Annotated in this window: 22 protein-coding genes; 12 read left to right on the forward strand and 10 right to left on the reverse strand. The window is 73.3% G+C overall.

Going from position 1 to position 25,543, the window contains the following annotated elements:
• Positions 1–50: 50 nt before the first annotated feature.
• A complete protein-coding gene (locus tag ACH4TG_RS05055) occupies positions 51–1,154 on the reverse strand; it encodes a LacI family DNA-binding transcriptional regulator (RefSeq protein ID WP_398240756.1) in 1,104 nt (367 codons plus the stop codon).
• 337 nt (positions 1,155–1,491) lie between these two features.
• On the opposite strand from ACH4TG_RS05055, the gene hisC reads away from it, so the two are divergent.
• The 4 genes from hisC to cydD all read left to right on the forward strand — a co-directional run bounded on the left by hisC (position 1,492) and on the right by cydD (position 9,010).
• Positions 1,492–2,580: a histidinol-phosphate transaminase gene (gene hisC, locus ACH4TG_RS05060; protein WP_398240757.1), complete on the forward strand. Its 1,089-nt coding sequence runs from the start codon at positions 1,492–1,494 to the stop codon at positions 2,578–2,580.
• Positions 2,581–2,802: 222 nt separating this feature from the next.
• Positions 2,803–4,311, forward strand: coding sequence for a cytochrome ubiquinol oxidase subunit I (locus ACH4TG_RS05065; RefSeq protein ID WP_398240758.1), 1,509 nt, complete (start codon positions 2,803–2,805; stop codon positions 4,309–4,311).
• Between the two features lie 18 nt (positions 4,312–4,329).
• Positions 4,330–5,334, forward strand: a complete 1,005-nt coding sequence (gene cydB, locus ACH4TG_RS05070) for a cytochrome d ubiquinol oxidase subunit II (RefSeq protein WP_398240759.1) — start codon at positions 4,330–4,332, stop codon at positions 5,332–5,334.
• A gap of 73 nt (positions 5,335–5,407) precedes the next feature.
• Positions 5,408–9,010, forward strand: coding sequence for a thiol reductant ABC exporter subunit CydD (gene cydD / locus ACH4TG_RS05075; protein WP_398240760.1), 3,603 nt, complete (start codon positions 5,408–5,410; stop codon positions 9,008–9,010).
• Positions 9,011–9,187: 177 nt separating this feature from the next.
• On the opposite strand, the gene ACH4TG_RS05080 is transcribed toward cydD, so the two are convergent.
• From ACH4TG_RS05080 to ACH4TG_RS05095, 4 genes are all read right to left on the reverse strand, one after another.
• Complete coding sequence (locus ACH4TG_RS05080) at positions 9,188–10,117, reverse strand: Cof-type HAD-IIB family hydrolase (protein WP_398240761.1); 930 nt, start codon at positions 10,115–10,117, stop codon at positions 9,188–9,190.
• 140 nt (positions 10,118–10,257) lie between these two features.
• Positions 10,258–10,818 carry a DUF6344 domain-containing protein gene (locus ACH4TG_RS05085; RefSeq protein WP_398240762.1) on the reverse strand — a complete coding sequence of 187 codons (561 nt, stop codon included), beginning with the start codon at positions 10,816–10,818 and terminating at the stop codon, positions 10,258–10,260.
• A gap of 148 nt (positions 10,819–10,966) precedes the next feature.
• Entirely contained in the window at positions 10,967–11,257 is a 291-nt protein-coding gene (locus ACH4TG_RS05090; protein ID WP_398240763.1) for a hypothetical protein, read from the reverse strand.
• Positions 11,258–11,472: 215 nt separating this feature from the next.
• Positions 11,473–12,258: a VOC family protein gene (locus tag ACH4TG_RS05095; protein WP_398240764.1), complete on the reverse strand. Its 786-nt coding sequence runs from the start codon at positions 12,256–12,258 to the stop codon at positions 11,473–11,475.
• A 326-nt stretch (positions 12,259–12,584) separates the two neighbouring features.
• On the opposite strand from ACH4TG_RS05095, the gene ACH4TG_RS05100 reads away from it, so the two are divergent.
• Complete coding sequence (locus tag ACH4TG_RS05100) at positions 12,585–13,286, forward strand: hypothetical protein (RefSeq protein ID WP_398240765.1); 702 nt, start codon at positions 12,585–12,587, stop codon at positions 13,284–13,286.
• Positions 13,287–13,366: 80 nt separating this feature from the next.
• Here the strand turns inward: ACH4TG_RS05100 and ACH4TG_RS05105 are convergent, their stop codons facing one another.
• Positions 13,367–14,272, reverse strand: coding sequence for an LLM class flavin-dependent oxidoreductase (locus ACH4TG_RS05105; protein ID WP_398240766.1), 906 nt, complete (start codon positions 14,270–14,272; stop codon positions 13,367–13,369).
• 173 nt (positions 14,273–14,445) lie between these two features.
• Between ACH4TG_RS05105 and ACH4TG_RS05110 the strand changes: the two genes are divergently transcribed.
• Positions 14,446–15,429: a DUF3048 domain-containing protein gene (locus ACH4TG_RS05110; protein WP_398240767.1), complete on the forward strand. Its 984-nt coding sequence runs from the start codon at positions 14,446–14,448 to the stop codon at positions 15,427–15,429.
• 44 nt (positions 15,430–15,473) lie between these two features.
• Here the strand turns inward: ACH4TG_RS05110 and ACH4TG_RS05115 are convergent, their stop codons facing one another.
• Positions 15,474–15,950 carry a MarR family winged helix-turn-helix transcriptional regulator gene (locus ACH4TG_RS05115; RefSeq protein WP_398240768.1) on the reverse strand — a complete coding sequence of 159 codons (477 nt, stop codon included), beginning with the start codon at positions 15,948–15,950 and terminating at the stop codon, positions 15,474–15,476.
• 95 nt (positions 15,951–16,045) lie between these two features.
• Between ACH4TG_RS05115 and ACH4TG_RS05120 the strand changes: the two genes are divergently transcribed.
• Both ACH4TG_RS05120 and ACH4TG_RS05125 read left to right on the forward strand, forming a co-directional pair.
• Entirely contained in the window at positions 16,046–16,471 is a 426-nt protein-coding gene (locus ACH4TG_RS05120) for a nitroreductase/quinone reductase family protein (protein WP_398240769.1), read from the forward strand.
• Between the two features lie 5 nt (positions 16,472–16,476).
• Positions 16,477–17,265: an SDR family NAD(P)-dependent oxidoreductase gene (locus tag ACH4TG_RS05125; RefSeq protein ID WP_398240770.1), complete on the forward strand. Its 789-nt coding sequence runs from the start codon at positions 16,477–16,479 to the stop codon at positions 17,263–17,265.
• Between the two features lie 106 nt (positions 17,266–17,371).
• Here ACH4TG_RS05125 and ACH4TG_RS05130 read toward each other — a convergent pair whose 3' ends face one another.
• The 3 genes from ACH4TG_RS05130 to ACH4TG_RS05140 are packed head-to-tail and all read right to left on the reverse strand — an operon-like array spanning position 17,372 to position 21,418.
• Entirely contained in the window at positions 17,372–18,529 is a 1,158-nt protein-coding gene (locus ACH4TG_RS05130; protein WP_398240771.1) for a MerR family transcriptional regulator, read from the reverse strand.
• Positions 18,530–18,558: 29 nt separating this feature from the next.
• The gene (locus ACH4TG_RS05135) at positions 18,559–19,455 is read right to left on the reverse strand and encodes a metal-dependent hydrolase (RefSeq protein WP_398240772.1); all 897 of its coding nucleotides are present in this window, start codon (positions 19,453–19,455) and stop codon (positions 18,559–18,561) included.
• A 37-nt stretch (positions 19,456–19,492) separates the two neighbouring features.
• Positions 19,493–21,418 (reverse strand): SDR family oxidoreductase, encoded by a 1,926-nt coding sequence (locus ACH4TG_RS05140; RefSeq protein WP_398241185.1) that lies wholly within the window; start codon positions 21,416–21,418, stop codon positions 19,493–19,495.
• Positions 21,419–21,863: 445 nt separating this feature from the next.
• Between ACH4TG_RS05140 and ACH4TG_RS05145 the strand changes: the two genes are divergently transcribed.
• From ACH4TG_RS05145 to ACH4TG_RS05160, 4 genes are all read left to right on the forward strand, one after another.
• Positions 21,864–22,859 (forward strand): ABC transporter ATP-binding protein, encoded by a 996-nt coding sequence (locus ACH4TG_RS05145; RefSeq protein WP_398241186.1) that lies wholly within the window; start codon positions 21,864–21,866, stop codon positions 22,857–22,859.
• Between the two features lies 1 nt (position 22,860).
• Positions 22,861–23,784, forward strand: a complete 924-nt coding sequence (locus tag ACH4TG_RS05150) for an ABC transporter permease subunit (protein ID WP_398241187.1) — start codon at positions 22,861–22,863, stop codon at positions 23,782–23,784.
• On the forward strand, positions 23,781–24,698 hold the full coding sequence (locus ACH4TG_RS05155) for an ABC transporter ATP-binding protein (protein WP_398240773.1): 918 nt from the start codon (positions 23,781–23,783) through the stop codon (positions 24,696–24,698). The genes ACH4TG_RS05150 and ACH4TG_RS05155 overlap by 4 nt, the downstream gene beginning before the upstream one ends.
• Positions 24,699–24,776: 78 nt before the next feature.
• Complete coding sequence (locus tag ACH4TG_RS05160; protein WP_398241188.1) at positions 24,777–25,496, forward strand: ABC transporter permease subunit; 720 nt, start codon at positions 24,777–24,779, stop codon at positions 25,494–25,496.
• Positions 25,497–25,543 lie beyond the last annotated feature (47 nt).

Raw genomic sequence — 25,543 nt, forward strand, 5'->3', positions numbered from 1 at the left:
CACCCCGAATACCGCCCAGTACACCCTCCGGCGGTGCCCGGCACCGCCGTTCACTCGCCGCGCGAGGGCCCTCGGGGCGGGCTGACCGTCGTGCGGTGCGGCCGGCGCTGGGAGGAGGCCCGGATGATCAGCTCGGTGGGCATCACCTGCTGCACCGGGTGGGCGGGGCCGATTCCCTCGATCGCGTCGATGAGCAACTGCACGACAGCCGTGCCGATCCGGCGCGGCTGCAGGGACAGGGTGGTGATCGGCGGATCGGTGCCGGCGTAGCCGCCGCTCTCGCTGCAGCAGACCAGCAGCAGGTCGTCGGGGACGCGTAACCCGTAACGGCGGGCGGCGCCCAGCAGATCGGTGCCGTTGGGGTCGAACAGGCCGTAGACGGCGTCGGGTCGGTCGGGCCGCGCCAGTAAGCGGTCCGCGGCGACGGCGCCGGCGCACGGGTCGTGGGCGGGGTACGCCTCGTAGACCGGTTCCTGGCCCACGCGCGCGCACCAGTCCAGGTACGCGGTGGTGGACAGCCGGGTGTAGGTGTCGGTGCTGGTGCCGGTCAGCAGGCCGATCCGGCGGGCGCCGGCGGCGGCCAGGTGGTCGAGGATGCCGAGCACGGCGTTCTCGTGGTCGTTGTCGACCCAGGCGTGCACCGGCAGGCTGCCCACCGGCCGGCCGTCGCTGACCACCGGCACGCCCTGGCGGACGAGTTCGGTGACCACCGGGTCCTGGTCGGACGGGTCGATGACGACGGTGCCGTCCAGCGCGACGTTGCCCCACACGTCGTGGCGGGACGAGGCGGGCAGGATCACCAGGGCGTAGCCCCGGGCGAGCGCGGCCGAGGTGGCGGCGCGGGCCATCTCGGCGAAGTACGCGAACTCCGTGAAGGTGAACGGTTCTTCGCCGTAGGTCGTCACCGTCAGGCCGATCAGGCCGGAGCGGCCGGTGCGGAGGGTGCGGGCGGCGGCGGACGGGCGGTAGCCCAGCCGGTCGGCGACCTCACGCACATGGCGTCGGGTGGCGTCGGGCAGGCGGCCCTTGCCGTTGAGCGCGTCGGAGACCGTCGTGATCGAGACTCCGGCGGCAGCGGCGACATCCCTGATCCCCGCTCGCTCCAGCCGGCGTCCGATGGGCCGGCTCGCCTGGTGTTTCCCTGCTGCTGTCATGGCGTGCCGATACTAGGGCGGTAGGGGTCCCCCAAGCCTCCGGCTGCCCGATCGGGCGGGAGAACGGTTTCTGCAAGATCGAAGCCTGTATGCAAGGTGGAATATGCAGGCGGCAGGCCCGCGATACGGGGGATACGGGCCTGTTCTCGGCCCCGATGCGGCCATTGGCCCGGCGGCAGCCCGTCCGGCAACTCACTCCTACGGGGGATGCGCGCCACCGCGCACGCCACCCGAGCACGCGTCCCCAACGGGTGACCGGGGCATGGGTGCGCCCTGTGTCGGAGCGCACCCGGCCGACCATCTCCCCAGCCGAACGCCCGGCTCGTAGGGTGAGGCCATGACCACCCCCAAGCTGCGCGCGGAACTGGACGGCATCCCGACGTACAAGCCCGGGCGACCCCCGGCCACGGAGGAGGACGGCGCCTCCGCGGGCCCGGCCTTCAAGCTGTCCTCGAACGAGAACCCCTACCCTCCGCTGCCCGGGGTCCTTCAGGCGGCCACCGCCGCCGCGGGGTCCTTCAACCGCTACCCCGACATGGCCTGCGCGGCGCTCACCGCGGAGCTGGCGGAGCGCTTCGGCGTGCCCGCCGCGCACGTGGCGACCGGCACCGGCTCGGTGGGCGTGGCCCAGCAGCTGCTGCAGGCGACGTCCGGGCCGGGCGACGAGGTGATCTACGCCTGGCGCTCCTTCGAGGCCTACCCGATCATCACCCGGATCAGTGGCGCGGAGGCCGTGCAGGTGCCGCTGGACGCCGAGGAGCGGCACGACCTGGACGCGATGGCCGACGCGGTCACCGACCGGACCCGGCTGATCTTCGTCTGCAACCCCAACAACCCGACCGGCACCGTGGTGCGGCGGGCCGCCCTGGAGCGGTTCCTGGACCGGGTGCCGTCCGATGTGCTGGTCGTACTGGACGAGGCCTACCGGGAGTTCATCACCGACGACGAGGTGCCGGACGGCGTCGACGTCTACCGGGACCGCCCGAACGTGGCGGTGCTGCGCACCTTCTCCAAGGCGTACGGCCTGGCGGGGCTGCGGGTCGGTTTCGCGATCGCGCACGAGCCGGTGGCCGCCGCGCTGCGCAAGACCGCGGTCCCCTTCGGGGTGAGCCAGCTGGCCCAGGACGCCGCCGTGGCCAGCCTGCGCGCCGAGCCGGCCCTGCTGGAGCGGGTGGCCGCGCTGGTGGTGGAGCGGAACCGGGTCGTCGAGGCGCTGTCCGGCCAGGGCTGGACCGTGCCGGAGACCCAGGCCAACTTCGTCTGGCTGCGGCTGGGGGAGCGCACCATGGACTTCGCCGCGGCGTGCGAGCGGGCCGGGGTGACGGTCCGGCCGTTCGCCGGTGAGGGCGTGCGGATCACCGTCGGTGAGACCGAGGCGAACGCGATCATGCTGCGGACCGCGGAGGCGTTCCGCAAGGAGCTGTAGCCGCCGGCGGCCCTCCCCCAGGGCGTCGCTTGGCCCCGTTTTCCGCCTGTTTCAGGCCCTTGAGCCCCCTGACCCACCCCCGGTGTCAGGGGGCTTTTTGGCGTAGGCGATACTACCTTGTGAATGTATTCACGTTCACAAGCGAACGTGTCGTACCCATACGTCACGTCTTGTCTGGTGAACAGGGCGAATCACTCGCCGTCGCGGAAAGGGAGGCGAACCGTGCAGATCGCGCTGGGGACGCTGGACATCGCCCGATGGCAGTTCGGCATCACAACCGTCTACCACTTCCTCTTCGTGCCCCTGACGATCTCGCTGTCCGCGCTGACCGCGGCACTGCAGACCGCCTGGGTGCGGACCGGCAAGGACAAGTACCTCCAGGCCACCAAGTTCTGGGGCAAGCTGTTCCTGATCAACATCGCCATGGGCGTGGTCACCGGCATCGTCCAGGAGTTCCAGTTCGGCATGAACTGGTCGGACTACTCGCGCTTCGTCGGTGACATCTTCGGCGCCCCGCTGGCCTTCGAGGCGCTGATCGCGTTCTTCTTCGAGTCCACCTTCATCGGGCTGTGGATCTTCGGCTGGGACAAGCTGCCGAAGAAGATCCACCTGGCCTGCATCTGGATGGTGTCGCTCGGCACGCTGCTGTCGGCGTACTTCATCCTGGCGGCCAACTCCTGGATGCAGCACCCGGTGGGCTACCACTACAACCCCACGACCAAGCGCGCCGAACTCGACGACTTCCTCGCGGTGCTCACCCAGAACACCGCGCTCGCCCAGTTTTTCCACACTATGTCGGCCGCCTTCCTCACCGGCGCCGCGTTCATGATCGGCATCTGCGCCTACCACCTGGCACGCAAGAAGCACATCGCGGTGATGCGGTCCTCGCTGCGGATGGCGCTGGTGGTCGCGGTGGTCGCCGGAGCGCTGACCGCGATCAGCGGAGACACCCTGGGCAAGGTCATGTTCAAGCAGCAGCCGATGAAGATGGCCGCGGCCGAGGCGCTGTGGGACGGACAGAAGGGCGCGCCCTTCTCGATCTTCGCGGTCGGCAACGTCAACAAGGGCCACAACGAGGTGGCCATCGAGGTCCCCAACCTGCTCTCGTTCCTGGCCACCGATGACTTCACCTCCTACGTCGGCGGCATCAACGACGTGAACAAGGCCGAGCAGCAGAAGTACGGCCCGGGCGACTACCGGCCCAACATCCCGGTCGCCTACTGGGGCTTCCGCTGGATGATCGGCTTCGGCGCGGTCTCCATCGGGGTGGGCGCGGCCGGGCTGTGGCTGACCCGCAGGAAGTTCTGGCTGGCGCCCGAGTACCGCACCGGCGACGACGAGGTGCCGCATCTGATGCTCACCCGGGGGATCCGGATCAACGAGGGCCTGTCCCGCTGGTACTGGCGGATCGCCCTGCTGACCATGGTCTTCCCGCTGCTCGCCAACTCCTGGGGCTGGATCTTCACCGAGACCGGCCGCCAGCCGTGGGTGGTCTACGGCGTGCTGCGCACCCGGGACGCGGTCTCCCCCGGCGTCTCGGCCGGCGACATGCTCACCTCGGTAATCGTCCTCACGCTCCTGTACGCGGTGCTCGCCGTCATCGAGGTGCGCCTGCTGATCAAGGCGGTCAGGACCGGCCCACCTGAGCTGACCGACGACGACCGCCGCTCCCCCACCCGGATCGGCGGCGACCACGACGACGCCGACCGGCCGATGGCCTTCTCGTACTGAGCAGCTGAGGAGCGCGACATGCATCTGCACGACGTCTGGTTCGTCCTGATCGCCGTTCTGTGGACCGGCTACTTCTTCCTGGAGGGGTTCGACTTCGGGGTCGGCATCCTCACCAAGCTGCTCGCCCGCGACCGCGCCGAGCGCCGGGTGCTGATCAACACCATCGGCCCGGTCTGGGACGGCAACGAGGTGTGGCTGCTCACCGCGGGCGGCGCGACGTTCGCCGCCTTCCCCGAGTGGTACGCCACCCTCTTCTCCGGCTTCTACCTGCCGCTGCTGATCATCCTGGTCTGCCTGATCGTGCGCGGTGTGGCGTTCGAGTACCGCGCCAAGCAGCCGGGCGAGCGCTGGCAGCGCAACTGGGAGCACGCGGTGTTCTGGACCTCGCTGATCCCGGCGGTGCTGTGGGGCGTGGCCTTCGCCAACATCGTCCGCGGGGTGAAGATCGACGCGAACAAGGAGTACGTGGGCGGGTTCTTCGACCTGCTCAACGGCTACGCCCTGCTGGGCGGCCTGGTGACGCTGACCCTGTTCACCTTCCACGGTGCGGTGTTCGTGTCGCTGAAGACGGTCGGTCCGATCCGGGAGCGGGCGCGGACACTGGCCACCGTGGCCGGGCTGATCGCGGCCGCCGCGGCCGCCGTCTTCCTGGTGTGGACCCAGGTGCACTCCGGCGACCGGTGGAGCCTGGTGGCGCTGATCGTGGCCGTGGCCGCCCTGGCCGCAGCGATCGGCGCGAACCTGGCGGGGCGTGAGGGCTGGTCCTTCGCCTTCTCCGGGGTCGCGATCGCGGCCGCGATGGCGATGCTCTTCCTCGCGCTGTTCCCGAACGTGATGCCGTCCAGCCTCAACGCCGGCTGGTCGCTGACCGTCAGCAACGCCTCCGCCACCCCGTACACCCTGCGGATCATGACCTGGTGCGCCGGCATCGCGACCCCGCTGGTGCTGCTCTACCAGGGCTGGACCTACTGGGTGTTCCGCAAGCGGATCGGCACCCAGCACCTCGCGGAGGGCGCGCACTGATGGTGCGCGGCACCCGGTCGTCCTGCGCGGTCCGGATGTTCCACGTGGAACATCCGGACCCGCGTGAAAGGGGATGTTCCACGTGAAACCTGTCGATCCGCGTCTGGTCCGCCACGCCCGCGCGACGAGGGTGTTCCTCGCCGGTTCCGTGCTGCTCGGAGCCGCGGGTGCGGGACTGCTCATCGCCCAGGCCACGCTTATCGCCGATGTGGTGGTCGGCGGTTTCCAGCACGGGCAGGGGCTCGGCGCGCTGCGCGGCGACCTGCTGGCGCTGGCCGCCGTGTCGGCCGGGCGGGCGCTGGTCGCCTGGCTGACCGAGCTGTGCGCCTACCGGGCCGGGGCGGCCGTGAAGTCCGAGCTGCGCCGGCGGATGCTGGAGCACGCCACCTCCCTCGGCCCCGGCTGGCTCACCGGCCGCAGGAGCGGCGAGCTGACCACGCTCGCCACCCGCGGCATCGACGCCCTCGACGACTACTTCGCCCGCTACCTGCCGCAACTGGGGCTGGCCGTCGTGGTGCCCGCGGTCGTCCTGGCCAGGATCGCGACCGCGGACTGGATCTCCGCGGCGACCATCGCGGTCACCCTGCCCCTCATCCCACTGTTCATGGTGCTCGTCGGCTGGGCCACTCGGGAGCGGATGGACCGCCAGTGGCGGCTGCTCGCCCGGCTGTCCGGGCACTTCCTCGACGTCGTCGCGGGCCTGCCCACCCTCAAGGTGTTCGGCCGGGCCAAGGTGCAGGCCGACAACATCCGGGCGATCACCGCCGAGTACCGGCGGGCGACGCTGCGGACCCTGCGGATCGCCTTCCTGTCGTCGTTCGTGCTGGAACTGCTCGCGACGATCTCGGTGGCGCTGGTCGCCGTCGGCATCGGCATGCGGTTGGTGCACGGCGAACTGGACCTGCGGACCGGGCTGCTGGTGCTGGTGCTCGCCCCCGAGGCGTATCTGCCGCTGCGGCAGGTGGGCGCGCAGTACCACGCGGCGGCCGAGGGCCTGGCCGCGGCGGAGGAGGTCTTCGAGGTCCTGGAGGCCGAACCGACCCGCGCGGCGGGACGGCTGGCCGCACCGGACCTGCGCACGGCGACCATCAGCGTCGACGGCGTCGAGGTGCGGCACGACGGGGTGCTGGCGCCCACCAGTCTGGAGATCGCGCCCGGGGAGTTCCTGGCCGTCACCGGGCCGAGCGGAGTGGGCAAGTCCACGCTGCTCAGCGCCCTGCTGGGGTTCGCCGTGCCGTCGGCCGGGCGGATCCTGGTCGACGGGGTCGACCTGGCGTCGATCGACCAGGCGACCTGGCACGCCCAGATCGCCTGGGTGCCGCAGCGGCCGCACCTGTTCGCCGGCACCGTCGCCGAGAACGTCCGGCTGGGCCGGCCGCAGGCCACCGACGCCGAGGTGCGGTCCGCGCTGGCCGCGGCCGGCGTCGCGTCGTTCGCCGAGCCCGGCACCCTGCTGGGCGAGGACGGCGCCGGGCTCTCCGCCGGGCAGCGCCAGCGGCTCGCCCTGGCCCGGGCGTTCCTCGCCGACCGCCCGCTGCTTCTGCTGGACGAGCCGACCGCGCATCTCGACGGCGACACCGAGCAGGGGGTGATCGCGGCCCTGCGGGAACTGGCCCGCGGCCGGACCGTCGTGATGACGGCCCACCGCCCGGCCCTGCTCCCGCTGGCCGACCACGTCCACCCGCTGGCCTTCGCCGAGAAGGCGCCCGGCGAGCCCGCGGACGCCACCAGGGCAACGGGTGCGGTCGCGGCCGTGACGCCGGTCCCGCTCGCGAAGGCCGGAGTCGCCACCGGCGCCATGGAGCCCGCACTCCTGACCGCCGGCGAGCCCGCCCCCACGGCCTCGCCGCGCCTGCCCGCGCCCCGGGCCGCGGAACCCGCGGCATCGGCTGGGAGCGCCGGGGGACGTGCGTCGCGGGTGCGGGCGGCGCGGCTGACGGGCGGCACCGTCATCGGGCTGGTGCGGGCGCCGGGGTTCCTGCGCCGGGTCGCGGCCGCGGGCGCGCTCGGCGTGCTCGCGCTGGGCTGCGCGATCGGCCTGATGGGCACCTCCGGCTGGCTGATCAGCCGGGCCGCCCAGCAGCCGCCGGTGCTGTACCTGATGGTGGCGGTGACGGCGACCCGGGCCTTCGGTATCGGGCGGGCCGTCTTCCGCTACGCCGAGCGCCTGGTGGGGCACGACGCGGTGTTCCGGGCCCTGGCCGAGGTACGGGTGCGGGTGTTCCGCCGGCTGGAGCGGCTCGCGCCCGCCGGGCTCGGCGCCACCGGCCGCGGCGACCTGCTGTCGCGGCTGGTCGCGGACGTCGACGCGGTGCAGGACTGGTTCCTGCGCTGGCTGCTGCCCGCGCTGACCGCCGGGACGACTGCCCTGCTCGCGGCCGTGTTCACCGGCTGGCTGCTGCCGGAAGCCGGCCTGCTGCTCGGCGCGGGACTGCTGGTCGCCGGGTTGGCGGTGCCCGCACTGTCCGCCGCGGTCGCCCGCAGGACCGCGGGCCGTACCGCCCCGGTGCGCGGCGCGCTCTCGGCGCGGGTGCTGGCGCTGTTCACCGGCACCGCGGAGCTCACCGTCGCCGGCGCGCTGTCCGCCCGCCGGGAGCAGGCCGCCGGGACCGACCGCGAACTGCGCCGCATCGAGGCGCGGTCGGCGGCCGCGACCGCGCTCGGCGCCGGGCTGACCGCCCTGGTCACCGGCCTGACCGTGACCGCCTGCGCGGCGGTGGGCGTGCAGGCCGTCGCGGCCCACCGGGTGCACGGCGTGCTGCTGGCGGTGCTGGTGCTGACCCCGCTGGCGGCGTTCGAGGCGGTCGCCGGGATGCCGGCCGCCGTCCAGCAGCGGCAGCGCAGCCGCAGGGCGGCAGAGCGGGTGCGCGAGGTGCTGGACGCGCCCGTGCCGGTCCGGGAGCCGCAGGAGCCCGCCCAGGCCCCCGCGGCACCCTTCCCGCTGGTCCTGCGCGGCGTGACGGCCCGTCACCCGGGACAGGACGCACCGGCCGTCGCGGACCTGGACCTCACGCTCACCGAGGGCCGCAGGATCGCCGTGGTGGGCGCGTCGGGCGCGGGCAAGACCACGCTCGCGCACGTCCTGCTGCGTTTCCTGGACACCGAGGCCGGCGCCTACACGCTCGCCGGGCGGGACGCCCAGGGGTTCGAAGGCGACGACGTGCGGCGCCTGGTCGGCCTGTGCGCCCAGGACGCGCACGTCTTCGACAGCACCGTGCGGGAGAACCTGCGGCTGGCACGCCCCGGCGCGACGGACGAGGAGTTGACGGAGGCGCTGGCCGCGGCGCGGCTGGACGTCGACCTGGACCTGTCGGTCGGCGAGCACGGCGCCCGCCTCTCGGGGGGCATGCGGCAGCGCCTCGCCCTGGCCCGCGCCCTGCTGGCGGGCTTCCCCGTGCTGGTGCTGGACGAGCCCGCCGAGCACCTGGACCTGCCCACGGCCGACGCGCTGACCGCCGACCTGCTGGCCGCGACCCGGGACCGGACGACCGTGCTGATCACCCACCGCCTGGCCTGCCTGGCAGGCGGGGCCGTCGACGAGATCGTGGTGCTGGACGCCGGACGCGTCGTGCAGCGCGGCGGCTACGCCGAACTGGCCGCCGTGGACGGCCCGTTCCGCCGCACCCTGGAGCGCGAGCAGGCGTCGGAACCGGTGGCGGTGGCCGCGGCCGCCTGAGGCCGCGGGGGTTTCTCGACAGACGGCCGGGCCCGGGCGGCGATCCGGGCCCGGCCGCCCTGTCCCCTGCGGCGTCGTGGCCGCGCCTCTGACCGCGGCCGCCGTCTCACGGCCGCCCCGCGGCCTTGGCTGCGGCGTCCCCAGCAAGGTGCCGCTGCGCCGCGCAGGTGGTGAGCCTCAGCCCTGCCGCGCGGCGAGGATCCGCTCGATGACCTGGGCGACGCCGTCGTCCTCGTTGGACGCGGTGCGGTGCCGGGTCGCGGCCAGCACATGGGGATGGGCGTTGGCGACCGCGTAGGCGGTGCCGGCCCAGCTCAGCATGGCCAGGTCGTTGGGCATGTCCCCGAAGGCCACGACCTCCGCGGCGGTCACCCCTCGCTCCGCGCAGCACTTGGCGAGCGTCGTCGCCTTGCTGACGCCGGCACCGCTGATCTCGAGCAGCGCGGTCTCGCTGGAGCGGGTGATCTCGGCCTGGCGGCCGGCGACGGCCAGAGCGGTCGCGAGGAAGTCGTCCGGATCGAGGGACGGGTGCTTGGCCAGCAGCTTCAGAATGGGCTGGTCGCGGTTCTCCGCCAGCAGGGTCTCCAGGGGCGCACAGGCGCCGGGACCGTCCGGTTCTGCGGCCTCGTAGGCGGGCTCACGCCGGAAGACGCTGGCGCGCTCGACCGCGAACGCGGTTCCGGGCACGGCCTCGCGCAGTGCGTGCGCGACGGCGAGCGCGTCGGACTCCGGCAGCGGGAACGCCTCGATCAGCGTGCCGGCGCGCAGGTCGAAGACCGCGGCGCCGTTGCCGACGATGGCCATACCGTGGCTGGCGAGATGGTCGGAGACCACGCCCATCCAGCGGGCGGGGCGTCCGGTGACGAAGAAGACCTCGATCCCTGCCGCCTCTGCGGCGGCGAGTGCGGCTACCGTGCGCGGCGAGACGGTCTTGTCGTCCCGCAGCAGCGTGCCGTCCAGGTCGGTGGCGATCAGCCGCGGGGCGGGATCGTCGAGCGACTCGTGCGACTCCGGTGGTTCCGCGGCGGGTATGGCCGCGGGATTGTCGTTGTCCAGGGGCGGATCGGCCGGCTCGCTGGGCCCGGTGGGCTCGGTGGCTGAGGTCACGATCCCCATCCTCCCGCACTGCACCCCTGCCCCGCACAAAGGTGCGGGTTATGGCTCAAGAGAGCCGGGGAACCGCGGTCGGACGCATTCCGTCAGGTGCGCCTGGGGCGCTGCGCCGCCGAAAGTGCGGCGCGATCCGTTCAGCCGTGCAGGGCGGCGAGCCGGCGCGGGCCGGCGGCATTGCCCTTGTCCACGGAACGGCCGTCGTGCGACGGGGACTTCGCGGTGGCCGCCGCGCCGCCGCTGTTCCGGGTGCGCCGCGCGGAACGTCGTGCGGCCTCGCCGTCGTCCGGCGCGGGCACCGTCATCAGGCCGCCGTAGCCGTCGTCGGCCACCAGCGTGCCGGCGGGCAGACTGCGTCCTGCGGGGGTGGCTCCGTGCGCCTCTGCGCTGATCCGCTGCTTCATCGTGGGCGGCAGCAGGCAGTCGCGACTGCTCCGCACGGGTTCGTAGACCCGGGGCGCCGGCACGTGGCGGCCCTCCGGCTCGGGTGCCGAAGGGGAGCCCCCTGAGGAGCCGGCTCCCCTCGCCGCGGGCACGGCGGCCGCGGTGGCGACGGCGCCGGCCTCGGCACCGGCGGGGACCGGCGCCGGGGCGGCGGCCTGGGTACGGGTGGCGGGGGTGCGGAACCCCAGGGCGGCGATGCACTTGAGCAGGACGCTCAGCAGAGCGCCCCAGAACGTCCGGAAGGTAGCAGCCATGACCTGTCGACCTCTCGCTTCTCGTGAACCGGTGAACCGACTAGTCCGATCATGCGGAAGCCAGCACAGATTCCGAGGAGCCGCACCTTGAATCCGGCGATATTCACATCAACGCCACCCGAGTGGTGCAATCCAGGTGTTCCGGACGTCACCGTCCGAGGCTCGCCAGGCCCTTCGTGAGGTCGTCGCGGTTCATGGCCGGACGCAGGCTGACCTTCGCGCCGGCCTGGAAGAAGGGCTCCGCGACGGACGGCATCTGGCTGGAGTCGTCGAGGTCGATGACCAGCAGCGCGGTCCGCTCGCCCTCCCAGGCGGTGAAGTAGGCAGCCTCGGGCTTGAGTTCCTCGAGGATGCCCTCCATCGTCTTGCCCAGCGTCCCGTCCGTGATGAGCTGGTTGGTCTTCTCCGAGTCCATTTTCGCCGTCAGCAGCATGCGCATGACGCTCACCTTCCCGGTGACCCGCGTCCGGCGCCCCGGCGCCCTTGTGCGCACGACCGGCTCCGGACGCGCTCATCTTCCAATCTCCTCCGCGCCCGGACCGCCCGCAACCGCTCCCGGCGGGGCCGGCCCGCGGTCATGCCGGGAGCCGGGGCCCCGGATCGGGACCCCGGCTCCCGGGGGTACGCGTGCCGTGGCCCGGCCCCGCGCGCCGGTCAGCCGGCCGAGGCGAGGGAGACGACGGCGAAGACCCCGCCCTGCGGGTCCTGCAGGACGGCCATCCGGCCGATCTTCTCCATGTCGAAGGCGGGCGCGAGGACGTTCCCGCCGGAGCGCACCAGCGCGTCCACGGTGCTGTCGACGTCGTCGACGGAGAAGTTGACCAGCCAGTTCGGCGGGGTGCCCTCGGGCAGGTTCGCCATGCCCTGCACGCCGCCGATCGTCCGGCCCTTGACCTGGAAGCCGACGAACTCCGGAAGCTCCGGCATCGGACCGGAGTCCAGGCCCAGCGCGGCCTTGTAGAAGGCGCGGGCCCCGTCGACGTCCGGGGTCTGCAGCTGGTTCCAGACCAGGGCGCCCGGCTCGTTGACGATCTGCGCGCCGGCGAAGTCCTTCGCCTGCCACACGCCGAACACCGCGCCCTGCGGGTCGGCGGCGACCAGCATCCGGCCGATGGTGCCGACGTCCGCCACCGGGACGATCACCTTGCCCCCGTTGGCGTTGATCGCGGCCTGGGTCGCGTCGGCGTCGGCGCTGGTGAAGTACGTGGTCCAGGCCGGCGGCGGCGAGGGCTGGCCCTCCATCTCCGGGGTCTTCATGATCCCGGCGACCGCCTTGCCCCTGAGGGTGCACATCGAGTACCCGCCGAACTCCTCGGGCCCGACCTCGCCCTGCCAGCCGAGCAGGTCCCGGTAGAAGTCCAGCGCGGCCTGCTGGTTCGGGACCATCAGGTCGGTCCAGCACGGTGTGCCGGGTTCGTACGGGGTGGTGACTTCGGACATCTCGCATCTCCAAGCGGTGATCCGGATCAGGGCCGCCGGGTGCGGGCGCGTGCGGCCTGCCCGGGCCCCGCGGTGTCTGGGCTCCCTCCCCTTGTCCCCTCCCGTTCCCCTCTCTTTCCCGCCCCTCTCCACCTTGGCCGCGACCATCCGATCCCGCCATCCGGCGGCGGTCGTCCGGCGCGCGCCGCGGCACCGCCACAGAATGTGGCCGAGGAGAGGAGCGGCGTATGGACGGACGACAGGACGGACACGGAAGCGATCTCCGAGGGGGCCTTCGAGGCGGTCTGCGGGGTGGTGCGCCCGGTGTCGCGGGCACGGCTCCGGTGGTGGCCTTCGTACTGGCGCTGGCGGTGGCCCTGGGCGTCGCTGCCGGTGCCGCGGGCTGCAGCGGGACCGGGCGCAACGCGGCGAGCGGGCACTCCGGTGCCGGCGGTACGGGGACCGCCTTGAGCCCGTCCGCCACGGCCGTGCCGTCGGCAGCGGCCCTGAAGTCGGCGCTGCTGACCGCGCACGACCTCGGCCTGGGCACGACGATGAGCCCCACCAGCATCGGTGGCGCCTCCATCAAGGGCTGCGAGCCGCTGGCGGGGACGCTGAACGCGACGATGGCGGCGTCGTCCAGGCCCGGGCAGCAGGCCGCGTCGTCCGGGTTCTCCGGCGGCGGCACCGGCCCGTTCGTGGCCGAGGGGCTGACCACCAAGGCCCCGGACCTGATGGCCACCGACTACGCCAGGACGCGGGCGGCCCTGAGCGCCTGCCGCACCCTGACGCTGACGACCGGCGGCACGCACCTGAAGTTCTCGCTGACCCCGGTCGCGTTCGGCGGCCACGGCACCGCGGCCGCCCGGCTAGAGGCCAGCCTCCAGGGCTTCGGGGTCAAGGGCTACCTGGCGATGCAGCGGTTCGGCGCGGTCATGATCAGCTACTACTACTTCGAACTCGGCGGCGGCTCGTCGGACGTCGCGTCCTCCTACTACCGGCAGGCGGTCGCCAAGGCGGGCCGGGTCCTGTCCCTCCCGTCGAGCTGAGCCCGGAAGCGGGTCCCGGCCGCGCCGGGCGGCCGGCCCTTCAGGCCGGCCCTTCAGGGCCGGCCATCGACGGCGGCCGGTCAGGCCAGCTGGGCCGGGGCTTCGGCGGCGATCCGCTCGAAGGTCGCGTGGTCGTAGGCGAAGTCCGAGTCGGGGATCGGCCAGTGGATGACGAGTTCGTCGATGCCGGCCTCGGCGTGCCGTCCGGCGAAGTCGACGAACGCGTCGACAGAGGTGAACGGGGCGGCGTAGTCCGGGGTGAAGCCGGAGAGCAGGATCTTCGGGATGCCGCCGGGCTCGCGGCCCTCCGCGGCGAACGCCGCCGACACCCGCTTCACCTGGTCGCCGATGGCCGCCAGCGACTGCTCGGGGGTGCCCGTCTCGTACAGCTTGGGGTCGCCGGTGGTCACCCACGCCTGCCCGTACCGGGCGGCCAGCCGCATCCCGCGCGGACCGGTGGCGGCGACGGCGAACGGCAGGCGGGGCCGCTGCACGCAGCCCGGAACGGTCCGCGCCTCGGTCGCCGAGTAGTAGACGCCCTCGGACGTCACGTGCGGCTCGGAGAGCAGCCGGTCGAGCAGCGCGGTGAACTCCGCGAAGCGGTCCGCCCGCTCCTTCGGCGGCCACGGCTCCTGGCCGAGCACGGTCGCGTCGAACCCGGTGCCGCCGGCGCCGATGCCCAGCGTCACCCGGCCCGCGCTCACCTCGTCGAGCGTCATCAGTTCCTTGGCGAGGGTCACCGGGTGCCGGAAGTTGGGGGACGTCACCATCGTCCCGAGCCTGACGCGCTCGGTGACGCCGGCCGCGGCCGTCAGCGTCGGGAGCGCCCCGTACCAGGGCCCGTCCCTGAACGGCTCGCGCCACGACAGGTGGTCGTAGGTGTAGGCGGCGCCGAACCCCATCTCCTCGGCCCGCTTCCAGATGCCGCGCCCCTCGGCGGCCCAGCGGTAGATCGGCAGGATCACGGTGCTCAGACGCAGACTCATGCCGCCGAGCCTACGGTCACCCCGCTGACGGGTGCGGCCCGCGCCGAAAGGCGGGCTTTTCGCGGCGCTCTCTTCTATATCGCTGGGGAGTTATGTCCGGATTCGGGCCTAGAATCGTGGGGTGACTCCGCGGCGGAGCCGACAGGGCGGCGGTGGCCGAAGGAGGCCGGGTTGTGGAGACGAAGGCCAAGGCGGCGATCGCGGCCGGCTGCGCGATCGTGCTGGCGGGGGCCGGCGTGGGCATCGGCGCGCTGGCCGGCGGGAACGGCGGCGGAGGCGGCGGGGGAGGCGGCGGCACCGCGCGGCCCACGACGACCGCGAGCGGCGTCGACCCGCTGACCGGCCGGCCCGGAGCGGCCGGACCGCTGCTCGCGGTGAAGATCGACAACGTGGAACCGGCGCGGCCCGCGGTCGGCCTGGCGCAGGCCGACATCGTGTACGTCGAGCGGGTCGAGGGCGGCCTGAGCCGGTTCATGGCCGTGTACGGCGGCACGGACAAGCCGGCGGAGGTCGGCCCGGTGCGCAGCGCCCGCGAGACGGACCTGCAGGTGCTGTCCGCCTACGGCAAGCCGGCGTTCGCGTACAGCGGGGCGGTCAGCGGGTTCCTCAAGGTGCTGAAGGGGGCCGACGTGGTGAACGTCTCGCCCGCGCAGAAGCCGGGCTCGTACGTCCGCAGCAGCGACCGGTCCGCACCGCACAACCTGTTCGTGCGGACCGCGGGCCTCACCCAGGGCGCGTCGACGGCCAAGGACATCGGGCTGCGCTTCGGCGCCGTGCCGGCGGGCGGCACGGCGGCCGCGGTCACCAACACCGCGATGCCCGCGGCGTCGTTCCGCTTCACCTGGAACCCCGGCCCCGCGTCCTACACCGTGCTGATGGACGGCCGCGACACGGCTCCCGCGCACCCGCAGAACGTGATCATCCAGCACGTGGAGGTGACGAAGTCGCCCGGCGGGTTCGTCGACACCAACGGCGGCGGACGGGTCAGCGAGCCGTTCAGCCGGACGGTGGGCTCCGGCACGGGCACCGTGCTGCGCGACGGGAAGTCCTTCCCCGTCACCTGGACCCGCCCCACCCCCGCCTCCGGCACCACGTTCACCTACCAGGGCAAGCCCTTCCCCCTCCAGCCCGGCCAGACCTGGATCGTCCTCAACTGACCCCGTTCGGGCCGAAGCCCGGGCCGAAGTCCGGGCCGGTGGGCTCAGTGGTCGGCGAGGCCGGTCCAGGGCGGGGTGGCGGGGTCGTCGGACGGCGGGGCGCCGACGTTGGCGGCGAGGCGGGTGAGGAGGGTGTCCAGGGCGTCGCGCTCGGCCTCGGTGAGGCCGGCGTTGAGCCGGTGGTCGAAGTCGACGGCGGCGTCGCGCAGGCGGACGAACGCGGCCTCGCCCTCCTCGGTCAACTCGACGACGTGGACGCGGCGGTTGGCCTCGTCCCGGCGGCGGGTGATCAGGCCGCGGGCGTCCATCGCGTTGAGGTGGTGGGTCAGCGTGGCGTCGCGGACGCCGACCGCCGCGGCCAGTTCGCGCTGGTTCCCAGGGCGGCCGATCTTCAGGTTGAGCAGGATCAGCCACATCGGGAGCGAGCCGCCGGCCTCGTCGAGAGCCTCGTCGAAGGCGCGGCTCACCACGCGGGCGGTCCGGCCGAGCTGGAGCCCGGTGGGGGTCCTGAGCGGTTGCATACCAGGATCCTATCATCATCAGTAGATGTCTAAACGTTTGACTCCTCACCGTTCGATATCTAACGTTGATGTCAGTCGTACGGGAGGAGGCAGCCATGACTGCCACGCACTACCTGCGTCCGCCGTGGGCGGCGCGCGTGATCGGCGGGCGGATGGCCCGCTTGTTCAAACCGCAGGTCGTCAGCGTCCTGTCGGTGCCGGGGCGGACCACCGGCGCCTGGCGCTCCACCCCCGTGGCGGTGCTCGCGCACGACGGGCAGGAGTACCTGATGGCCGCCTACGGGGACACCGAGTGGTCGCGGAACCTGAGGGCCGCGGGCAACGGCCGGCTCACCCGGAAGGGCGCGGTCGAGGAGTTCACCGCGCAGGAGGTCCCGGTGGGGGAGCTGCCCGGCCTCGTGGAGGAGTACCTGCGGCAGTTCGGCGGGATGCCCAACGTCACCAGGACGTTCAAGGCGCTGCCCGACCCGGCCGACCACCCGGCTTTCCGCATCACCGTCACCGGCCGCAGGGCGAGGTGAGCGCGATGACGCCGAAGTCCACGCCGGCGGCACCGGCGAACGGCCTGCGGTCGCGGGTCGCCCTGGTCACGGGCAGCTCGCGCGGGATCGGCGCGGCCATCGCCGCGCGCTTCGCCCTGGCCGGGGCGCACGTCGTGGTGCACGGCCGCGACGCGGAGGCCGTCGAGGCGGTCCGCGCGCGCATCTCCTGGGACGGCGGGAAGGTAGACGCGGTCACCGCCGACCTGACGCGGTTCGACGAGGTCGAGGCGATGCGGGAGTACGTCGAGGCCGCCTGCGGACCGATCGACATCCTGGTGGCCAACGCCGGCGGCAACCCGGTGCCGCCCGGCCCGATCGAGCTGATCGACGAGCGGGACTGGCGGGCCGCGGTCGACACCAACCTCACGGCGACCTTCCTGACCGTCAAGAGCGTGCTGCCCGGCATGAAGGAACGCGGCCGCGGCAGCATCGTCACCGTCTCCTCGGCGGCCGCCCGCCGGCCCAACTCCCGCTCGCCGGTCGCCTACGCGGCGGCCAAGGCCGGCATCGAACTGTTCACCAAGGACCTCGCGGCTCAGGCGGGCCCGTCCGGAGTGCGGGCCAACTGCATCGCGCCCGAGACGATCATGACCGAGCGGAACCGGCGGAACATCCCCGAGGACATCCAGCGCTCGCTCACCGCCGACCACCCCCTCCGGCGCCTCGGCACCCCGGAGGACGTCGCCGAAGCCGCCCTCTACCTGGTGTCCGACACGGCCTCCTGGGTGACCGGGATCGTACTCGACGTCGCCGGCGGGGCGGTCATGGTCTGACCCCCGGGACGGCTGCGACCGGTGGCGCGCTCCCCTCGGCCGTTGGGCCCGAGCGCGCGTCCTCCGGTGCGGCCGGCCGGCCTCAGGGCCGGTGGCGGGCCCGGTGTCAGGGGCGGGCGGTGGCCTCGGCCTCCGCGGCGGCCAGCGCGTCCATCCGCCGGGCCGCGACCTCGCGGTCGGCCGCCGCGGCCACGAAGGCGGCGATCCGCTCGGGCCCGACCAGCCCGCGGACCGCGTCGACGGTCGCCGCGGGCAGGGCGACGGGAACGGCGACGGGGGCAGCGGGGAGCGCGTTCCCTTGGGCGTCTGCCGACCCCCTGCCCCCCGGGGCGCCGACCTGTGCCGCCTCCGCTGAAGCGCCGTCCGGGACCGCGTCCGGGAAACCGTCCGGCGCGGGCTCTGGTGGAACCTCGGGCGTCCCGTCCGAGCCGCGGCCCGTGGCGGCGACCGCCGCGGGCGCGGGCGCGGTCGCGGTCGCCGCCGCGTCGGCGGAGCGCGAGGGGAGCCGCGGCGTCAGGCCCGCGTCGTCGAGGTGGCGCCTGATGTGCTCGGTGGCCCGCATCCGCATGGCGCGGGCCAGCTCCGCGTCGACGGTCTGCTGGGCCAGCGGGCGCAGCCGCCGCACCAGGTCCGCCGCCTCCTCGACCTCCTCCTCGTTCGGCGGATGCTGGAGGAACCGCTGGAAGACGTACTCGGTGGTGAACTCCAGGAAGCGCTCCGAGATGTGCTCGACCTGCTCCCGCAGCTCGCGCAGATGGCCGGTGATCGCCGTGATCGGCACGCCCGCGGCGTGCAGTTCGACGGCGACGGCCAGCTCCTGAGGGCTGGGGACGAGGAACTCCCCGCCGGCGTCCGGCACCGGTTCCAGGATGCCGAGCTGCACGGCCTCCTCGATCGCCGACAGGTCGGTGATGCCGTGGAACGCGGCGGTCAGCTCCGCGAGCGTCATCCGCGCCGGCTGCTCGTCCGACCAGGGCCGGTCCACCTCCTCCACCAGCCCCAGGACGCCGCCCAGCCCGGTGCCCGCGTCCCAGGCGGCCAGCAGCTCCTTGATGCTGGCCAGGGTGTAGCCGCGTTCCAGCAGGTCGGCGATCTGGCGCAGCCGGGCCAGGTGCGCGTCCCCGTAGACGTTGGCCCGGCCCCGGCGCTCGGGTCTCGGCAGCAGCCCCCGGTCGATGTACGCCCGGATCGTGCGGACCGTCGTCCCGCTCAGGCGGGACAGGTCCTCGATCCGGTACGCGGGCTGCTCGGCGGCGGTGGTCACGCCCTCACTCCTCCGTGGTCCCTGCGGGGTCAGGAGGCTGCGGCGCGTCCGGCCGGACCGCCCGCGGCCGCCCGGGCGGCCGGGGACGCCGCGAGGTACTCGACGGCCTTGCGCAGCGATCCCTCCTGGGACGGATGGTACGACCGGCGCAGGTAGCGGGGCATCGCGGCGTTGAGCGACGCCCAGGACGGCAGCAGCCCGCGGCGCGCGGCGGACCGGTGGTCCTTGAGGCGGTAGCGGCCGGCGGCCAGTTGCGGGTCGTGGCGCAGCAGGAACCGGGCGCCGACGATCCACAGGTAGACCAGGGCCGGCCAGGCGAAGGCCATGCCCTCGGCCCGTCGCAGGTAGCGGACCGCTCCCTTGCCGCCGGCGTGCTGGAACATGTCGAAGGCGACCGCGCGGTGCTCGACCTCCTCGGCGCCGTGCCAGCGCAGCAGGTCCAGCATCACCTCGTCGGTGCCCGCCCCGTCCAGGGCCTCCGCGTCCAGCACCCAGGCGCCGAGGATCGCCGTGAAGTGCTCGATCGCGGCGATCAGCGACAGCCGGAAGCGCAGCCACTCGCGGCGGGGCACGGGTATGCCCAGCGGCGGCCGCTCGCCGAGCAGCACGTCGAACATCCACTCCACGTGCCGGGTGTAGGCGGCGGTGTCGAGGTTCTGCTCGGCGAGGTGCTCCAGCACGTAGGCGTGCTGGACGCTGTGGGTGGCCTCCTGGCCCATGAACCCCTTGACGTCCTTGAGCAGCCGCTCGTCGGTGACCAGGGGCAGCGCCTCCTTGAAGACCTTGACGAACCACCGCTCACCGGCGGGCAGCAGCAGGTGCAGCACGTTGATGACATGGGTGGCGGTCGGCTCGCCGGGGATCCAGTGCAGCGGTGTCTGCTTCCAGTCGAACGAGACCCGGCGCGGCTTGATCGCGTAACTCACGGGGGGTGCCTCCTTGCAGAGGGGGGACGAGGGGGGATCAGAGCGGGGGTTCGACACGGGCCAGCGCGCGCAGCGCCCCGGGGGACATCCGGGAGAGCAGCCGGATCCCGTGCGCCTCCGCGGTGACGGCGACCACCGCGGTGTCCTGCCGGACCGCGCGGACGACGGCCCGGGCGACCTTCTCCGGCGGGTAGTTGCGCAGCCGGTACAGCCGGGCGGACTTCGCCCTGCGGCGCTCCTGCTCCTCCTCGCTGACGCCGGCGTGCCGGGCGCTGCCGGTGATCGGGGTGTTGACCAGACCGGGGCACAGGGCGGTCACGCCGATGCCGTGCGGGGCGAGTTCGGCGCGCAGGCACTCGCTGAGCATCAGCACCGCCGCCTTGGAGGTGCTGTACGCGGGCAGCGCCTTGGAGGGCTGGAAGGCCGCCGCGGACGCGGTGTTGACGATGTGCCCGCCCTGGCCGCGCTCCACCATCAGGCGCCCGAAGACGCGGCAGCCGTGGATGACGCCCCACAGGTTGACGTCGAGGACCTGCTTCCAGTCCTCGACCGTGGTGTCGAGGAAACGGCCGGCCAGGCCGATGCCGGCGTTGTTGACCACCACGTCGGGGACGCCGTGGGCCGCGAGGGTGCGTGCGGCCAGCTTCTCCATCGCCTCGCCGTCGGAGACGTCGACGGCCTCGGCCCAGGCGCCGGCCGCCCCCGCGGCCCGCGCGGACTCGGCGGTGCGCGCGGCCCCTTCGGCGTCCCGGTCGACGGCGACCACCCGCGCGCCCGCCTGGGCGAAGGCCAGCGCGGTGGACCGCCCGATGCCGCTCGCCGCGCCGGTGACCAGCACCAGTTGCCCGGCGAACCGCTCCCGGGCCGCGGGCAGCGCCCTGCCGAGCACGTCCCCGCTCTTGCGCGGGGACCGGCCGCCGCGCAGGACCCCGCCCCGGCGCGAACGCCCGCTCGCGCGGGGGCCCTTGCCGCTGCCGCCGTCGCTGCTGATCCCGGTCCCGGTCTCGTCCGCAGCCCCGCTCGTGCCGTCGGCTCCCGGCCCCGCCGCTCCCGGCGGCGTCTCCCCGTTCTCGACCCGGTTCACGAAGTCGGTGATCCAGCGGGCCAGTTGGTCCGGCCGGGAGCGCGGCACCCAGTGCTTGGCCGCCAGGGTGCGCCGTGTCAGGTCGGGTACCCAGGTGTCGAGGTCGTCGTAGAGCCGCTCGGACAGGAAGGCGTCGCCGGTCGGCGTGATCAGCTGCACGGGGACGTGCGCGAAGGCGTCGTCCCGCGGACTGCCCAGCCGCTTGCGGACGTTGTCGCGGTAGAGCCAGGCGCCGTGGGCCGCGTCGTCCCCCAGGGAGGCGGTGGGATAGCCGTCGGAGGGCAGCTTCTCCACGCGGGCCAGCAGCTTGGGCCACTGCCGGCCGAGCACGCCGCGCCATGCCAGTTCGGGCAGCACCGGGGTGTGCAGCGCGTAGACGTACCAGGACTTGGCGCCCTGGCCGAGCACCTGGGCCGCCCGCCGCGGGGTGGGGCGGCGGACCCGGCGGCGGATCCAGTGGCCGAAGTGGTCGAGGCAGGGGCCGGAGATCGAGGTGAAGGAGGCGAGCCTGCCCCCGGTGGCGGGCACCGTGGCGAACTCCCAGCCCTGCACCGAGCCCCAGTCGTGGCCGACAACGTGCACCGCCCGGTCCAGGCTGACGGCCGCCGCGACCGCGAGGAAGTCCTCGGTCAGCTTCTCCAGGGTGAAGCCGCCCCGCAGCGGTGCGGGCGCGTCCGACCTGCCGTGCCCGCGTACGTCGTAGAGGACCACGTGGAAGCGGGGGGCCAGCCGGCGGGCGACGTCGGACCACACCTCCTTGCTGTCCGGGTAGCCGTGCAGCAGTACGACGGTGGGCAGTTCCGCGTCCCCGTACTCGGCCACGCACAGCCGCACCCCGCCGGCGCCGGCCACGAAGTGCTCCCGCGCCGCCTCGGCCACCTCCGCCGCAGCACCCGAACCGTCCGCACCGCCCCCGTCGTTCAGGCCGTCCGCGCCGTCGTTCCCACGCGTGCCGTCCACGTCCCTCACCCGCCCTCAAGCGCTCCCCGACGATGACACGAATCAATGTGACAGCCGTCGATGGGAGGGTCAAGACCCCCTCCCGGCCTGTGGAAAACCCCTGGACGCCGGCCCGTCCGGTCCGCCGTCCCCGCCCGGACCGTCCCCGGACAGCCCCCGGACCGCCCCTTCGTCCCCGGCCACCCGGCCACCCGGCCCGGCCGTCCGGCCGACCGCCCCCGGCCGATCGGCCACCGACCCTGACCTGCGCTCCTCCTCCGGGGGAGGGACCCCTACGGGACCATCAGCCCGCAGGACTAGGAGAAATAGAGACTCCTGACGGACGCTCCCGTGTGGCGCACACCACTACGGTCGTCCCGTGACTGTGATCGCTACCGAAAGCCTGAGCAAGCGGTACCCGCGGGTGACCGCCCTCGACCGGCTGACCGTGGACGTCACCCCCGGCGTGACCGGGCTGGTGGGGGCCAACGGGGCCGGCAAGTCGACCCTGATCAAGATCCTGCTGGGGCTGTCCCCGGCGACCGAGGGTCGCGCCCGCGTGCTCGGACTCGACGTGGCGACCGACGGCGCCGAGATCCGCGGCCTGGTCGGCTACATGCCCGAGCACGACTGCCTGCCGCCGGACGTGTCGGCGACCGAGTTCGTCGTGCACATGGCCCGGATGTCGGGGCTGCCGCCGACCGCGGCGCGCGAGCGCACCGCCGACACCCTGCGGCACGTCGGCCTCTACGAGGAGCGGTACCGCCCGATGGGCGGCTACTCCACCGGCATGAAGCAGCGCGTCAAGCTCGCCCAGGCGCTGGTGCACGACCCGAAGCTGGTGCTGCTGGACGAGCCGACGAACGGCCTGGACCCGTCCGGCCGGGACGAGATGCTCGGCCTGATCCGCCGCGTGCACACCGACTTCGGCATCTCGGTGCTGGTCACCTCGCACCTGCTCGGCGAGCTGGAGCGCACCAGCGACCACATCGTCGTCATCGACGGCGGGAAGCTGCTGCGGGCCTCGTCCACCAGCGACTTCACCCAGGCCACCGCCTCGGTCGCGGTCGAGGTCACCGACCGCGAGCAGGACCTGCTGGCGATGCTCGGCGCCGCCGGGCTGACCGTCCAGGCCAGCGGCCATCTGCTGCTGGTCGACATCGCGGACGACGAGAGCTACGACCTGGTGCGCGACGCGGTCGCGCAACTGGGCGTCGGCCTGGTGCGCATGGAGCAGCGCCGCCACCGCATCGCCGAACTGTTCACCGACGACACCGAGCACACCGAGCACACCGGCCACCCCGACCACAGCGGCGCAGCAGACGCCGCCCCGGCCACGCCCGGAACGAGCCAGGAAGGAGACGGCCGTGACGCAGCCTGACGTGGCAGCAGTCCCGGGTCCGCCGTCCGCGGCCCCCGCGGCGTCGCCCACCGACGTCATCCACAACATCGGCTACCGCAAGTACGAGGGGCCGCGGCTGGGCCGGGCCTACGCCCGCCAGTCCCTGTTCAGCCAGAGCCTGCGCGGTGCCTACGGGCTGGGCCGCAGCGCCAAGTCCAAGGTGCTGCCGATGATCCTGCTGGGCGCGATGTGCGCGCCCGCGCTGATCATGGTGGCCGTGGCGATCTTCACCCACATGAACAAGCTGCCGGTGGCGTACACCCGCTACGCGGTGCTGCTCCAGGCGGTGATCACGCTGTTCGTGGCCTCGCAGGCACCGCAGTCGGTCTCGCGGGACCTGCGGTTCAAGACCACTCCGCTGTACTTCTCGCGGCCGATCGAGCGCATCGACTACGTGCTCGCGAAGTTCGCGGCGCTGGCCACCGCGCTGTTCCTGCTGACCGCGGTGCCGCTCCTCATCCTCTACATCGGCGCGCTGCTCGCGAAGCTCGACTTCGGCGACCAGACCGCCGGGTTTGCGAAGGGCCTGGTGTCCGTAGTCCTGCTCTCCCTGCTGTTCGCGGGGATCGGCCTGGTGATCGCCGCCGTCACCCCGCGGCGCGGGTTCGGCGTGGCCGCGGTCATCGCCCTGTTCGTCATCTCCTACGGCGCGGTCTCCAGCGTCCAGGGCGTCGCCGCCAGCCAGGAGAAGTACCACGTGATCGGCTGGCTCGGCGTGTTCTCGCCGATCACCCTGATCGACGGCTTCCAGACCTGGTTCCTCGGCGCGCGCTCGGCCTTCCCCGAGGCGGCGGGGCCGCCCGACATGGCCGCGGGGCTGGTGTACCTGCTGGTCGTCCTCGGTGTCATCGCCGCCTGCTTCGGGCTGCTGATGCGCCGCTACCGGAAGGTGGGCATGGCGTGACGACCATCGGCATCGACAAGGCGTCGCGCTGGTTCGGCAACGTGGTGGCGGTCAACGACATCACCATGTCCATCGGGCCCGGCGTGACCGGGCTGCTGGGACCGAACGGGGCGGGCAAGTCCACCCTGATCAACATGATGGCCGGGTTCCTGGCGCCCTCCACCGGCGCGGTCACCCTCGACGGCGTGCCCATCTGGCGCAACGAGCAGGCGTACCGGCAGATCGGCATCGTCCCCGAGCGGGAGGCGATGTACGACTTCCTGACCGCCCGCGAGTTCGTCGTCGCCAACGCCGAGCTGCACGGCCTGCCCGACCCGGGCGCCGCGGCGCAGAAGGCGCTGGCCACGGTCGAGATGGAGTACGCGCAGGACCGGCGGATCGAGACCTACAGCAAGGGCATGCGGCAGCGCGCCAAGATGGCGTCGGCGCTGGTGCACGAGCCGTCGGTGCTGCTGCTCGACGAGCCGTTCAACGGCATGGACCCGCGCCAGCGGCTGCACCTGATGGAGCTGCTGCGGCAGATGGGCGCCGAGGGCCGCACCGTGCTGTTCTCCTCGCACATCCTGGAGGAGGTCGAGCAGCTCGCCCACCACATCGAGGTGGTGGTGGCCGGGCGGCACGCCGCGTCGGGCGACTTCCGCAAGATCCGCCGGCTGATGACCGACCGCCCGCACCGCTACCTGGTCCGGTCCAGCGACGACCGGCAGCTGGCGTCGGTGCTCATCGCGCACGCCTCGACGGCCGGCATCGAGCTGGACTGGTCGGAGAAGGCGCTGCGGATCCAGGCGGTCGACTTCGCGGCCTTCACCGAGTTCCTGCCCCGGATCGCCCGCGACCACGGCATCCGGCTCTTCACGGTCTCGCCGTCCGACGAGTCCCTGGAGAGCGTCTTCTCCTACCTGGTCACGGCGTAAGGAGCCGCGCGCATGTCCACCACCGCTGCCGGCCCCGCCGGACCCCGTACCCAGGCCGTGCCCCCGGTGCAGGCCGGGATCTACCACCCGACCGTGGCCCGGCTCACCTACCGCGGGCTGCTCGGCCGCCGCCGCGCCATGCTGCTGCTCGCGCTGCCGCTGCTGCTGCTGATCATCGTCAGCGCGGTGCGCGCCCTGGCCGGCCAGGACGACAACACCACCGCCAACCTGCTGCAGGGCTTCGCGCTCAGCGCGATGGTGCCGCTGATCGGCGTGATCGCCGGCACCGGCGCTATCGGCCCGGAGATCGACGACGGCGCGATCGTCTACCTGCTGGCCAAGCCGATCAAGCGGTCCACCATCGTCGCCACCAAGCTGCTGGTGGCGATCGGGGTGAGCGTCGCGTTCTGTGCGATCCCCACGCTGGTGGCCGGGTTCGTGCTCAACGGCAACGGGCAGCACCTGGCGGTGGCCTTCGCCGTCGCGGCGGCCGTGGCGTCCGTGGCCTACTCGGCGATCTTCCTGATGCTGGGCGTGCTCACCCGGCACGCGGTGGTCGTCGGCCTGGTCTACGCGCTGGTGTGGGAGGGCGTCATCGGCAACGTGGTGCCCGGCGCCCGCACCCTGAGCGTCCAGCAGTGGTCGCTGTCGATCGCCCAGCGCCTGAGCGTGGACTCGGCGGTCACCGCGGACGTCTCGCTGACCACCGGGGTGGTGCTGCTGGTGCTGGTCACCGCGGCGGCCACCTGGTTCGCGGCCCGCAAGCTGCGCACGCTCAAGCTCGCCGGGGAGGAGTGAGCGGGCCTGCCGAGCTGAGGTGCGCGAGCCCGCCGGGGAGGTGCGGC

Source organism: Streptomyces sp. NPDC020917, assembly GCF_044333795.1.
GTDB lineage: Bacteria > Actinomycetota > Actinomycetes > Streptomycetales > Streptomycetaceae > Actinacidiphila.